We start from the raw sequence: 12,692 nt of genomic DNA on the forward strand, positions 1-12,692 counted from the left end.
TCACTCCTCGGAAATGTTAATCGCGGGAAAAGGACATTTTGCCCGAAGGATACATATACTTAAGGTATATAGGTGCGCATTCAAAAGAGGACTTTATGAACAACCTCTGTAAAGAAAGGTCAAATCCAATGTGTCGTGGTGAATACTTATGAAAATATCCGATTTCCAAACGAAGGATGTCATCAATATTGTAGACGGGAAAAAGCTAGGGCAAGTTAGCGATGTAGAACTCGATTTGAAGCAGGGCCGCATCGATTCCATTGTCGTGCCCAATTACAGCAAGTTCCTTGGCATGTTCGGTGGAGGCACGGAGCTGGTTATCCCATGGCGCAATATCGTCAAAATTGGGGCCGACGTTGTGCTTGTCAAAATGGAAGAGACAAAGACGATACGAACCGAGGAGTATGAGGACACGTCGTTTCAGCACAAAGCATAGGCTTACAAGGGCTGTTTATGGTACACTGTACGTTGAGGTGAACATTGATGGAACCTTTTGTGCTTCAGCGAAAGAAACATGATGACGGGCCTGTGCTGCTTGAACTAAAAGGCTGGACGGATGCATATCCGGCATTGACTGCCGGCTTCACGACACGAAGTGGAGGGGTCAGCGAAGGTGACTGCGGTACATTAAACTGCGCGCTCCATGTTCAAGACGATGAAAAACATGTAATAATGAATCGTCTGCGTGTCGCTGAGGCCAGCGGTATGCCGTTCGATGCGTGGACATGCGCGGAACAGGTGCATGGCAACCGCGTGCATATCGTAACGTCGGACGAACGCGGCAGAGGGAGATTGAATCGGGATGATGCGATTCAAAATGCGGATGCCCTGGTTACTGATGTAACAGGGGTTATGCTGACATCGTTCTATGCCGATTGTGTCCCGCTCTTGTTCCTTGATCCAGTGCAGCATGTTGTCGGACTTGCTCACGCAGGGTGGAAAGGGACGGTAAGCAAAATCGGACCGGCGACGATACATACGATGATGGCGAATTACCAATGTCAACTTGAACACATTCGTGTAGCGATAGGTCCATCCATCGGACCTTGCTGTTATGAGGTGGACGAGCGCGTGCTGTCAGAGGTAAATAGCGTGTTAACGGCTTGTCCGGAGGCGATGGCGCATGCGGACACGATCATTCGTCCCACGACGCCAGGACATGCCATGCTGGATTTGCGAGAACTGAATCGACAATTGTTGAACCAAGCAGGAATTTTGACAACAAATATCGAATGTACTAGTTTGTGTACCGGTTGCCATACTGATATGTTCTTCTCCCATCGCATGGAAGGGGGAGCAACCGGACGTATGATGAGTTGGATTGGTTGGAGGATGACATGATGACGCTGCAGCAGCGAATACAAGCTGTAGAACAACGCATACAAGCCGCATGCGATCGCAGTGGCCGTGAGCGAGACGAAGTTCAAGTGATAGCTGTAACGAAGTATGTCTCGCTTGAAGCTACAGGAGAGGCGATTCACGCTGGCTTGCCACATATCGGCGAGAATCGTTGGCAGGATGCGGAAGCGAAATGGAAAGCTTTCGGCGCGGAAGCAACGTGGCATTTTATCGGATCATTGCAAAGCAACAAAGCGAAGGACGTTGTGGGAAAGTTCACCTACGTCCATTCCTTGGACCGCTTTTCTCTGGCACAGGCCATCGAGAAGCGCGCTGCTTCACTGGAAGAACGCGTGCGCTGCTTAATACAGGTAAATATCTCTGGTGAAGATACGAAGCAAGGATTGCCTCCAGAGCAGGTGTCATCGTTCCTGGAACAATTGCGTGCGTTTCCTCATCTCGAGCCGGTTGGATTAATGACAATGGCCCCTTACGAACTGCAACCGGAAGAGACGAGACCCGTCTTTCGTGGCTTAAGGCTGCTGCGTGATGAACTGGAGGCGACAATGCCCGAATCGTTACCGCATTTATCTATGGGAATGTCCAATGATTTCGAGATTGCCATCGAAGAAGGAGCAACATGGGTTCGGCTTGGTTCCATCCTGGTAGGGAAGGAAGGGGAAGCATAATGGGTGTAATGAACCGTTTTATGAATTTTCTCGGACTGCAAGAAGAAGAAGAGATCATCGAACGTGAAAAGGTGGCGGACGCCGAAGAGCACGAGCTGGAAGCACCGGTATTCGACCAACGCAAGTCTTCATCGAAGGGAGCCAACATTGTGAGCATCCATTCACAAAAAGCGGCTAAAGTGGTGCTCTATGAACCCCGGTCTTACGATGAAGCGCAAGAGATCGCTGATCATCTGCGTTCACGGCGCTCGGTCGTTGTTAATTTGCAGCGTGTGCGCAACGACCAAGCCTTGCGCATTATCGACTTCTTAAGCGGAACCGTATACGCCTTGAGCGGAAATATATCGAAGATTGGCGGAAATATATTTATTTGTACGCCGGAGCATATTGAAATTCAAGGTTCGATCACTGAGATGTTCGCAGAAGAGTTTGACTACAATCAAATGAGGTGACCTGAATTTGGAAATCCAGGTGTTAACGTACTTGGGCTATTTATATCAGATATACAGATGGCTCATTATTATTTATATTTTGATGTCTTGGGTGCCTAACGTACGCGAAAGCTTCGTGGGTGAAATAATAGGTAAGATCGTCGAACCTTATTTAGCCCCGTTCCGGCGCATTATTCCGCCGATTGGCGGTATGCTTGACATCTCCCCGATCGTAGCTTTGTTTACGCTCCACTTCGTTTACATGGGCTTATTTGCGGTCGTTCAATATATTTTCTAATGAATAAGGAAGAATATATTGCAGATGTATTCTTGCCTTATTTCTCTGACAGCTACGGCATGTCCTTGGACAGGGAGGGCGTGTCAGCTAAGCTGGAGCAGAGCTTGTAAAGGGCGGCGAATAGCAATGACAGCCAACGAAAGTGTATACGCTCACTTCCATCCCGATGAACGCGCGTTTGTCGATCGTGCATGGGAGTGGGCGACGCGCGCTGCGCAAGAACATGAAGTACGGCGCACTGATTTTATGGATCCGCGGCAAGCCTTCATCGTAGCCACGCTTGTCAATCGTCAACCAGACGTACAGCTTCGGCTTGACGGCGGGTATGAACAGGCCGAGCGCAAGCGGGCGCTAATCGCCCCCGATTATGTCTATGTCGATGGAGAAGAGATGGGGATATCCGTCATGGAGATCACATCCTCTGATCGGAAATGGGACGAGCTCGAACATGGCGATTTTTTGGGTGCAGTGCTTGGTTTAGGAATAAAGCGGGACAAAATAGGTGACATTCACATCAGTGAGGACCGTTGCCATGTGCTAATAACCGAGGAGATAGCGTCTTTTCTCGATACGCACCTTCGTCAAGTGCATCGGGTCAATGTGTTTACGGAAGTGCTGCCGCTTTCCGACTTGCGGACCACTAATGTGGAACTGAATGTGATGCAGCTCAGTGTCGCGTCGCTTCGTCTGGATGGCATCGCAAGCGATGTATTCAGACTGAGCCGCACGAAAATTGTTGCTCCCATTAAAGCGGGGCGCTGCAAGGTTAATTGGAAAGTAGAAGAGAATCCGTCCGCTCAACTTGGAGTAGGCGATGTTGTGTCGCTGCAGGGCTTTGGACGCTTTAAGGTCATCGACATGGAAGGGATGACGAAGAAAGGCCGCATGCGGATTACGGTGGGAACGTATGCCCGTTAGGAACATTTGGGAACGGGAGTATGCAGGATTTCTGCATGAATTTGTCGAAAAAAAGGATACGCTCTAGGGTTCGTAATTTTGAGGAGGTGCACATCATGCCATTGACACCACTGGACATACATAACAAAGAATTTGGCCGTAAGCTGCGCGGTTACGATGAGGACGAGGTTAACGAATTTCTAGACCAAATCATTAAAGATTATGAGGCGGCTATCCGCGAGAACAAGGAAATGCAGAGCCATGCCGCAGGCTTGCAGGATAAGCTCAATCACTTTGCGAACTTGGAAGAAACGTTGAGCAAGACGATCATTGTGGCCCAAGAAGCGGCTGACGAAGTGAAGAGCAATGCAAAGAAAGAAGCGCAGCTCATCATTAAAGAAGCGGAGAAAAATGCGGACCGCATCGTTAACGATGCGCTGACGAAATCCCGTAAAATTGCAATGGAAGTGGAAGAGCTGAAGAAGCAAGCTTCCATTTACCGCGCCCGTTTCCGTACGCTGGTGGAAGCGCAACTGGAGCTTCTCAGTCAAGATGGTTGGGAAGCGCTTGAACGTGCCGAAGTAAAAGAATTGTATTAATCCTCCTCAAGTCGTGTTTGACATTTGTGCCAAAACGCGCTATAACTATGTATTATTCGATAAGTAACCTTTCGGGCAAGTTCTGAATCAGCGCCACAATGTCGATGATTCAGTCTGACCGCAACATAACAGCAATTCAATGACGGGAACGCGCCGTCACGCACCTTGTTCTCCAGAGAGTCGGAGATGCTGTGAACCGATGAACAAGCCGTGAGTGGACATCATCCCGGAGAAGTTAGGCTGAACCTTAGAAGCCGTTGCGTATGCATACGTTCTAACCTGAAGCTTAACCGGAACCCTACCGTTATCGAGGGCGTGTATATACAATACACGATCAGAGTGCCGTGCAATAAAGTGAGGGACAACTCACTTCGATGGGCGGAACAAGGGTGGTAACGCGAGATAACCTCGTCCCTTTATTGGGATGGGGTTTTTTTTATTGCAAACTGATTACGGTATGGAGAAAGGAAGAGATATCATGAGAAAAGTAGATGTCAAAGAACGCGCCCGCGAGCGGGAACTTCGCGTATTAGCAAAATGGAACCAAGAGCATACGTTTGAAAAATCAATTGAACAGCGGGAAGGTAAACCGAACTTCGTATTCTATGAAGGACCGCCAACGGCGAATGGTGCGCCTCATATCGGTCATGTGCTTGGACGCGTAATGAAAGACTTCATTTGCCGCTATAAGACGATGGCGGGCTACCGCGTCGTGCGCAAGGCTGGCTGGGATACGCACGGTCTGCCTGTCGAGCTTGGCGTGGAGAAGCAATTGGGTATCTCTGGCAAGCAGGAAATCGAGAACTATGGCGTGGAAGCGTTCGTCAAGAAATGTAAGAACAGCGTCTTCGAATATGAAAAGCAGTGGCGCGAGCTAACTGAAGCGATCGGCTACTGGACGAATCTTGACGATCCATATATTACGCTTGATAACAAGTACATTGAGAGCGTATGGCACATTTTGTCCACGATTCATAACAAAGGGCTTTTGTACCGCGGCCATCGTGTCAGCCCGTACTGCCCATGCTGCCAGACGACTCTGAGCTCGCACGAAGTGGCGCAAGGGTATGAAACGGTCAAGGATCTGTCCGCGACCGTAAAGTTCAAATTGCATGATACCGGTGAATATGTGTTGGCATGGACGACTACGCCTTGGACACTGCCTGCGCACGCAGCGCTGGCGATGAACCCGGATATGGACTATGTGCGCGTTCAGCAAGACGATGCTGTCTATATTGTTGCGAAGAACTTGGCCGAGGACGTGATGAATGGATCATACACCGTTCTGTCGGAGCATAAAGGTTCCGAATTCATCGGCAGAACATATGACGCGCCGTTTACATTCATCAAACCGGAAAAAGGCCATCTCATCGTATCCGCAGGCTTCGTAACGGATTCAAGCGGTACGGGGATCGTTCATATGGCTCCTGCTCACGGGGAAGATGACTATAAGAGCTGCCGCGAGAACGGGATTAGCTTCGTCAGCGTAGTCGACACACAAGGCCGCTACATGGACGAAGTGAGCGACTTCGCGGGCCGGTTCGTAAAAGATTGTGATATCGACATCGTGAAGACGTTGTCCGAGCGAGGAACGTTGTACAGCAAAGAAAAATACGAGCACAGCTATCCATTCTGCTGGCGCTGCAAGACACCGCTTCTCTATTATGCGACCGAATCATGGTTCATCAAGACGACAGCGGTTAAAGATCAATTAATTGAAAATAACAATAAGGTGGACTGGTATCCGTCCCATATTCGCGAAGGACGCTTCGGCAACTTCCTGGAAGACCTCGTCGATTGGAACATCAGCCGCAATCGCTATTGGGGAACGCCGCTTAACGTGTGGGTGTGCAACTCCTGTAAAGGCGAGTATGCGCCGCACAGCCACCAAGATTTGCGTGAACGTGCGACTGTGCCGATTGCGCCAGACTTGGAGCTCCATAAGCCTTATGTAGACGAAGTGAAGCTCAACTGTCCGCATTGCGACCACGGCGAGATGGAACGCACTTCGGAAGTCATTGATGTCTGGTTCGACAGCGGCTCGATGCCGTTTGCGCAGCATCATTATCCATTCGGCGACGAGAAGAGCTTCAATGAGCTATATCCGGCAGATATGATTTGTGAAGGAATCGACCAAACTCGCGGCTGGTTCTTCAGCTTGCTGGCTGTCTCGACATTGTACAATGGCAAAGCGCCGTATAAAGCAGTCATTGCTACCGGGCATATTTTGGATGAGAACGGGCAAAAAATGTCTAAATCCAAAGGCAACGTTATCGATCCTTGGGAAATCATCAACGAATATGGAACCGATGCCTTCCGCTGGGCGTTGTTATCTGACAGCGCGCCATGGAACTCGAAGCGCTTCTCCAAGCAGATTGTAGCCGAGGCGAAGTCTAAAGTAATCGATACGCTCGTAAATACACATGCTTTTTATGCGTTGTATGCGACCATCGATCAGTATGATCCGAAAGCGTATGAGGATCGTCCGTCCGCTAACAAGCTGGATCGGTGGATTCTGTCCCGCTTGCATACGTTAATGGCAACGGTAATCAAGGGATTGCAAGCGAACGATTTCTTAAATCCGGCGAAGGCGATCGAAGTATACGTAGATGAGCTGAGCAACTGGTACATCCGTCGCTCCCGCGACCGCTTCTGGGGCAGCGAGATGACGGAAGACAAACTGTCGGCATACCAGACGCTTCGCACGGTGCTGGTAACTCTTGCGAAGCTGATTGCGCCATACGCTCCGATGGTGGCTGAAGATATGTACACGAATCTGGGCGGCGAATGCCAAAGCGTCCATTTAGCCGAATATCCGCAAGCAAATGAAGCTATGGTAGATGCGGAGCTTGAGCGTGACATGGAGACAGCGCGTCAAATCGTTGAGCTTGCCCGCAACGTCCGCAACGAAACGAGCATTAAGACACGCCAACCGCTGTCTGAGCTCATTATTTCTATGGATCGACAGTTCGATCTGGCTGGCTATGACGAGGTTATTAAGGACGAAATCAATGTGAAAGATATTCGCATTGAGACAAGCGACAATGGCTTTGTTGATTTCGCCTTGAAGCTGAACTTGAAAGTAGCGGGGAAAAAGTACGGGAAGAACGTCGGGCCGCTGCAAGCCAGCTTGAAAGCAATGACAGCGGAAGACACGCGTCAAATCGTCGAACAAGGTGAATGGAGCTTCACTAGTGCCGATGGCGAGACATTAATCATTACTCGCGATGAGCTGCTCATTGAGAAGCAGGCGAAGTCGGGCTTCGCATCCGCATCTGGCTATCAAATGACGGTCGCGCTCAACACAGACATCACGCCAGAGCTCGAACAAGAAGGCTGGGTGCGTGAAGTCGTCCGCGGTATTCAAGATACGCGTAAAAAGCTTGATTTGCCAATTGAGAAACGCGTTGACATCGTATTGGATGTGGATGATGAATTGAAAGCGGCTATTCAAGCGTTCGAATCGACGCTGCGTGACAATGTTCTTGTCGCTTCCTTATCCTTTGGTACGGACGATATGATGGAAACGATCGATTTGGGACAGAAGACAATCCGCGTGCATATTTCTTAAAGAACACGTTTAAAAAGGGGACTTTTTAAACAATTTCTTATATCGATTGGCGGGCACGGGAATGAGCATCACTTCCAAGGGAACACTAAGATGAATACCGCTTGTAGCGTGGAAATATGAGAGGAGAGCGTTGACCTTGCAGGGAATTTATCCAGCATCAGGTCGCGCTCTTTTTACCATTAAGGAAAGTTTAAGTTCTATGAAACACAATCAACCATCCTTATGGTGATAAAACCTATACGTGGTCGCTTATCTTGGAATGGCCTCGATAGAGGGTTTTCTTTTTTCACCGTTTGGCCTTAGTGAGGAGGCATGTCAATGTCAAGGCAAAGAAAAAATAAAGATAAGAAGGAACAGGAGCAAGAAAAACGAGAGCCCATCACGACCGAGTTCCCAGCTGCAATTCCGGACAATGATGAAGAAGAACGCAAGATGATGAAGACGATACACGACTATACCGTTCTTATGGCGCAGCAAATGGAGAAGTCCCGTATTTATGAATATACGGAACTTCAATTGAATCCTCGCCGCTTAATATGGGTCAATCTTATGGGAGGCACCGCACGGGGGGTCGGGATCGCTATCGGCTTCACGATAGTTACCGCAATCATTGTATATATATTGCAATATCTCGGGGCGCTTAACCTGCCAATCATCGGCGATTTCATTGCAGATATTGTACGTATCGTTCAACGACAGCTGGACACGAAGTTTTATTAGTGCAAATCCGGTTCCGCATGGTCGGTTAAATCGATATGCTCATCCTCTTCAAGTAAAGGGATGCCTTCACCACTTTCCATATACTGACGGTATTGGTGATTGCGGACGATTGATACATGACGCCCAGTAATATCAGTGGCAACGAAGCTTTCGAACGCTTCGACGCTGCCGTCCAATTCTTCGGAAGCTTCGATCGTCAGGTGATCATAGTCGTCTGCATTGCGTTCTTCATGCATCGCTGGTGAATCCGAAGTGCCCCATGCTTCAACGATTTGCCAAGCATCTTCACCGTCGAAGCCGTTCTGTGTATCAAGCTCATCAAGGCTGGTACGGCCAAAGGGAGGAGTCAAAAATTGCTCTTCTACTGGACGCCGATCCGATACGAATGTCTCTGGGCAATGTTCTACGCAATACATTGTCGAAGGTACTGCTTCAAGTCGCTCGTAAGGAATATGTTCTTCGCATACGACACAAATGCCGTACGTGCCTTTTGTCATCATACCCAATGCGGTCTCAATCCGTTCAAGCAATATTTCATGATGTTCATTCAGCGCGATATCTTTGCCGCGTTCATACATTTCTGTCGCCACATCGGCGGGATGGTTGTCGATAGTCGACAGCTCGCCTGTATTTTCACGCAATGAATGGGACAAACCATAATGCTCTCCCTGCTTCATGCGCTGCTCAAGGTTGGCCTTCGTATCGATTAAGCTTTGCCGTAAGCTTGCTAATTGGTCTGCGGTCAGTTGAGGCATCGTTCGCAAGACTCCTTTCGGGTTGACGTAACGCTTACGTATAGAATGTGCGTTTTAGGCAAAAAACTTCATGGTAAATGCCACAGAGGTTGGGTTGGATTGGACGGCATTTTTCAACCTATGATACAATGAGCGTGGTCTTAGGAAAGAAATACATACGAAAATGAGGTGACAGTAGGGCCGTGTGGTACTATATCATTGCTCTAATCGTTTTTTTGATTGATCAGGGCACAAAGTGGATAATTGCTACAAAGCTAGAATTATATGAACAAATTTCGGTTATCGGAAATTTCTTTCTCATTACGTCGCATCGCAACACAGGCGCCGCGTTCAGCATTCTGGAAAATAAGCGCTGGTTTTTTGTTATCGTGACGATAATCGTTGTGGCAGGGATTATTTGGTACATGCAGAAGATTAAACATCAAAAGGGCGTCATTTTACCGCTGGGACTAAGTCTCATCTTAGGGGGAGCCGTTGGAAATTTCCTTGACCGCCTTCTGACGGGAGAGGTTGTCGATTTTCTGCAGTTCAACTTCGGTTCCTACACCTTCCCCATCTTTAATATTGCGGATACGGGGATTTGTGTCGGAGTTGGCTTCGTTCTACTTGATGCTTTACTAACGGTAAAGCATGAGAAGGAGCTTGAAAAGGCACATGGACAAGATGATCCCACGGCCAACAATCGCTAGAGCAGACACATAAGATGCGTGTTCGAAATGCCCTTTTCAGCAACAACATATGGAAGGATAAATGCAATGAGTAATATACAACATGATGCTGGTCACGCCGACAATGAGGATCGGGAGGTCTTCATATGGACAGTGGAAGCTGAGCATGCTAAAGAACGGATCGATAAATATATTACCGACTCCATAGAAGAAGAAATATCGCGTTCCCAAGTGCAGTTGTGGATTCGTGATCATGCGATTCAAGTGAATGGACAGGCGGTAAAGCCAAATTATAAAGTAGTTGAAGGCGATACGATCGAGCTGAAGATGCCGGACCCGGCTCCCGTCGATATTATCTCGGAACCGATTCCGCTTGATATTTATTATGAGGATGCCGATGTCATCGTTATTAACAAACCGCGCGGCATGGTTGTGCATCCAGCGCCGGGACATACTTCCGGCACGGTAGTCAATGCGCTCATGTACCACTGCAAAGACTTGTCCGGCATTAACGGAGAACTGCGGCCAGGCATCGTGCATCGGATCGATAAAGACACTTCAGGATTATTGATGGCGGCAAAGAATGACCGCGCGCATGTTCATCTTGCGGCTCAATTGAAAGAGCATTCGGTCACGCGCAAATATATGGCATTGGTGCATGGCAACGTTCCGCATGATCAAGGCACAGTCGACGCGCCAATCGGACGTGATTCCTATGATCGCAAAATGTACACGGTCACGGAACGCAACAGCAAGCATGCGGTGACGCACTTTAAAGTGCTGGAGAGATTCGGGGATGCGACGTTTGTTGAGCTGCAGCTCGAGACGGGACGAACGCATCAAATACGCGTCCATATGAAGTTTATCGGTCATCCGCTCGTAGGTGATCCGATGTACAGCCGCGGTACGCGGGGATTGTCGATGGATGGCCAGGCATTGCATGCGGCCACGCTCGGATTCGTTCATCCGACTTCCGGTGAGACGCTTGAATTTACAGCTCCTCTGCCTGAGGATATGGAAATGCTGCTGCAATCGATTCGAAATAGATAGGCATAATCATGCAAAGAACCCTCATCTCCATTCGTTATATATTGGAATTGTATGTTTAGTAGTCGTGTAATTAATGCAAATTGTTAAATGAATGCTCCATTCCTTTCAATGACGAATTCCAGCATAGTTATAGCAACAAGGATGATCGAATCATTGAGAGAAGGAGCTGCAATGACGATGACAATACAGCGTTATCAGAACACATATATTCAACACACCTTTGCAGAGCGCATTGGTGGAGCAAATTACGGCAAAGACACGAACATTTACAAATTCGAAAAAATAAAACGTGCGAAAGCAGCCGCTAAACAAGCGTATCCCGAAATTGAATTGATTGATATGGGAGTAGGCGAGCCGGACGAGATGGCCGATGCTGGCATTGTGGCGATGCTGGCTGAAGAAGCAGGAAAGCCGGAGAACCGCGGCTATGCCGATAATGGAATTTCTGAATTTAAAATGGCGGCGGTTGAATATTTGCGCACTGTGTTCGGGGTGCAGGACATTGATCCCGAGACGGAAGTGCTTCATTCCATCGGCACGAAGCCAGCGCTGGCTATGCTTCCGTCCTGCTTCATCAATCCGGGAGACGTAACCATTATGACGGTTCCGGGATATCCAGTGATGGGCACGCATACGAAGTATTTGGGTGGAGAAGTATATAACATTCCGTTGACGAAGGAACAGCGATTTCTGCCCGATTTGGATCGGATTCCGCTGGACATCTGCCGCCGAGCCAAGCTGCTTTATTTGAACTATCCGAACAATCCGACAGGTGCGGCGGCCACGATCGAATTTTTCGAGAAAGCGATCGCGTGGGCGAAGCGTCATGAAGTCATTATCGTTCACGATGCACCCTATGCCGCATTGACGTTCGATGGGGCCAAGCCATTCAGTTTCATGAGCGTACCTGGTGCAAAAGAGGTGGGCGTTGAGCTTCACTCCCTGTCGAAGTCTTATAATATGACGGGCTGGCGCATTGGCTTTATTGCGGGTAATCCGCTTATCATCAAAGCATTTGGCGATGTGAAGGACAACAACGATTCGGGACAGTTTATCGCCATTCAGAAGGCAGCGGCATATGGGCTTTCGCATCCGGAAATTACAGAAAAGATTGCGAACAAATATTCACGCCGTCACGACCTGCTCGTATCGGCTTTGAATGAGGCGGGATTCCGTGCCGAGAAGCCGAAAGGATCTTTCTTCCTATATGTGGAGGCGCCAAAATCGATACAGAACGGACCCCAGTTTGCAACGGCAGAAGATTTTTCCCAATATCTGATCCGGGAGAAGTTGATTTCCACGGTTCCTTGGGATGAGGCGGGCTGCTTTATTCGGTTCTCGGTTACGTTCCAAGCTGATGGTGAAGCGGATGAACGCCGTGTCATTGCGGAGTTGAAGCGTAGACTGACAGATGTGGAATATATTTTTTAATTTACTCTGCTTGACAGGATGCAGGGGAAGTGGGATAATCCTGTTAAATGAATATTGAACCTTTAAATCAGTCCCGAGAGGCTGGCAAGGTAACGCTCATTGCGAGAAAGGACTCGTGAAGGGTGAAGGTCTTCAAGTGCAATCACTAACTACCAGAGAGTGGGAAGTGATTGAAGCTGCGGAAGGTCTTCTCACGCCCTGGTCACGCCGTATCCTTTCATGCTCACTTATGAAGCATACAACTC

13 protein-coding genes and 1 other annotated feature are annotated in these 12,692 nt (G+C 48.7%); of the genes, 12 read left to right on the plus strand and 1 reads right to left on the minus strand.

Going from position 1 to position 12,692, the window contains the following annotated elements; genetic code table 11:
* Positions 1–148: 148 nt before the first annotated feature.
* The 9 genes from M3650_RS00150 to M3650_RS00190 all read left to right on the plus strand — a co-directional run bounded on the left by M3650_RS00150 (position 149) and on the right by M3650_RS00190 (position 8,543).
* Entirely contained in the window at positions 149–436 is a 288-nt protein-coding gene (locus M3650_RS00150; RefSeq protein WP_019420632.1) for a YlmC/YmxH family sporulation protein, read from the plus strand.
* A 47-nt stretch (positions 437–483) separates the two neighbouring features.
* The gene (pgeF, locus tag M3650_RS00155; protein WP_251571453.1) at positions 484–1,341 is read left to right on the plus strand and encodes a peptidoglycan editing factor PgeF; all 858 of its coding nucleotides are present in this window, start codon (positions 484–486) and stop codon (positions 1,339–1,341) included.
* Positions 1,341–2,027: a YggS family pyridoxal phosphate-dependent enzyme gene (locus M3650_RS00160; RefSeq protein ID WP_019420630.1), complete on the plus strand. Its 687-nt coding sequence runs from the start codon at positions 1,341–1,343 to the stop codon at positions 2,025–2,027. The genes pgeF and M3650_RS00160 overlap by 1 nt, the downstream gene beginning before the upstream one ends.
* Entirely contained in the window at positions 2,027–2,479 is a 453-nt protein-coding gene (locus M3650_RS00165; protein ID WP_019420629.1) for a cell division protein SepF, read from the plus strand. Before M3650_RS00160 ends, M3650_RS00165 begins: the two co-directional genes overlap by 1 nt.
* Before the next feature lie 7 nt (positions 2,480–2,486).
* Complete coding sequence (locus M3650_RS00170) at positions 2,487–2,756, plus strand: YggT family protein (RefSeq protein WP_019420628.1); 270 nt, start codon at positions 2,487–2,489, stop codon at positions 2,754–2,756.
* A 126-nt stretch (positions 2,757–2,882) separates the two neighbouring features.
* Positions 2,883–3,674: a YlmH family RNA-binding protein gene (locus M3650_RS00175; protein ID WP_251571455.1), complete on the plus strand. Its 792-nt coding sequence runs from the start codon at positions 2,883–2,885 to the stop codon at positions 3,672–3,674.
* A 95-nt stretch (positions 3,675–3,769) separates the two neighbouring features.
* Positions 3,770–4,252 (plus strand): DivIVA domain-containing protein, encoded by a 483-nt coding sequence (locus tag M3650_RS00180; RefSeq protein WP_251571457.1) that lies wholly within the window; start codon positions 3,770–3,772, stop codon positions 4,250–4,252.
* Between the two features lie 130 nt (positions 4,253–4,382).
* Positions 4,383–4,671 (plus strand) — a binding site (T-box leader).
* Positions 4,672–4,730: 59 nt separating this feature from the next.
* Entirely contained in the window at positions 4,731–7,823 is a 3,093-nt protein-coding gene (gene ileS, locus M3650_RS00185) for an isoleucine--tRNA ligase (RefSeq protein WP_251571459.1), read from the plus strand.
* 312 nt (positions 7,824–8,135) lie between these two features.
* A complete protein-coding gene (locus M3650_RS00190; RefSeq protein WP_251571462.1) occupies positions 8,136–8,543 on the plus strand; it encodes a DUF5665 domain-containing protein in 408 nt (135 codons plus the stop codon).
* On the opposite strand, the gene M3650_RS00195 is transcribed toward M3650_RS00190, so the two are convergent.
* The gene (locus tag M3650_RS00195) at positions 8,540–9,298 is read right to left on the minus strand and encodes a TraR/DksA C4-type zinc finger protein (protein WP_251571464.1); all 759 of its coding nucleotides are present in this window, start codon (positions 9,296–9,298) and stop codon (positions 8,540–8,542) included. The two genes, M3650_RS00190 and M3650_RS00195, sit on opposite strands and share 4 nt — an antisense overlap.
* 182 nt (positions 9,299–9,480) lie before the next feature.
* On the opposite strand from M3650_RS00195, the gene lspA reads away from it, so the two are divergent.
* The 3 genes from lspA to M3650_RS00210 all read left to right on the plus strand — a co-directional run bounded on the left by lspA (position 9,481) and on the right by M3650_RS00210 (position 12,447).
* Positions 9,481–9,987, plus strand: coding sequence for a signal peptidase II (gene lspA / locus M3650_RS00200; protein WP_251571466.1), 507 nt, complete (start codon positions 9,481–9,483; stop codon positions 9,985–9,987).
* A gap of 66 nt (positions 9,988–10,053) precedes the next feature.
* Positions 10,054–11,016, plus strand: a complete 963-nt coding sequence (locus M3650_RS00205; RefSeq protein WP_251571468.1) for an RluA family pseudouridine synthase — start codon at positions 10,054–10,056, stop codon at positions 11,014–11,016.
* Positions 11,017–11,193: 177 nt separating this feature from the next.
* Complete coding sequence (locus tag M3650_RS00210; RefSeq protein ID WP_251571978.1) at positions 11,194–12,447, plus strand: LL-diaminopimelate aminotransferase; 1,254 nt, start codon at positions 11,194–11,196, stop codon at positions 12,445–12,447.
* Positions 12,448–12,692 lie beyond the last annotated feature (245 nt).

Origin of the sequence: Paenibacillus sp. MER TA 81-3 (assembly GCF_023713585.1) — a bacterium.
Taxonomy (GTDB): Bacteria; Bacillota; Bacilli; order Paenibacillales; family Paenibacillaceae; genus Paenibacillus_B; species Paenibacillus_B profundus.

Coding starts and splice junctions, on each gene's coding strand:
- M3650_RS00165 (WP_019420629.1), top strand. CDS start 2,027: ATGGGTGTAATGAACCGTTTTATGAATTTTCTCGGACTGCAAGAAGAA.
- M3650_RS00190 (WP_251571462.1), top strand. CDS start 8,136: ATGTCAATGTCAAGGCAAAGAAAAAATAAAGATAAGAAGGAACAGGAG.
- pgeF (WP_251571453.1), top strand. CDS start 484: ATGGAACCTTTTGTGCTTCAGCGAAAGAAACATGATGACGGGCCTGTG.
- M3650_RS00175 (WP_251571455.1), top strand. CDS start 2,883: ATGACAGCCAACGAAAGTGTATACGCTCACTTCCATCCCGATGAACGC.
- M3650_RS00180 (WP_251571457.1), top strand. CDS start 3,770: ATGCCATTGACACCACTGGACATACATAACAAAGAATTTGGCCGTAAG.
- M3650_RS00160 (WP_019420630.1), top strand. CDS start 1,341: ATGACGCTGCAGCAGCGAATACAAGCTGTAGAACAACGCATACAAGCC.
- M3650_RS00195 (WP_251571464.1), bottom strand. CDS start 9,298: ATGCCTCAACTGACCGCAGACCAATTAGCAAGCTTACGGCAAAGCTTA.
- ileS (WP_251571459.1), top strand. CDS start 4,731: ATGAGAAAAGTAGATGTCAAAGAACGCGCCCGCGAGCGGGAACTTCGC.
- M3650_RS00205 (WP_251571468.1), top strand. CDS start 10,054: ATGAGTAATATACAACATGATGCTGGTCACGCCGACAATGAGGATCGG.
- M3650_RS00150 (WP_019420632.1), top strand. CDS start 149: ATGAAAATATCCGATTTCCAAACGAAGGATGTCATCAATATTGTAGAC.
- M3650_RS00210 (WP_251571978.1), top strand. CDS start 11,194: ATGACAATACAGCGTTATCAGAACACATATATTCAACACACCTTTGCA.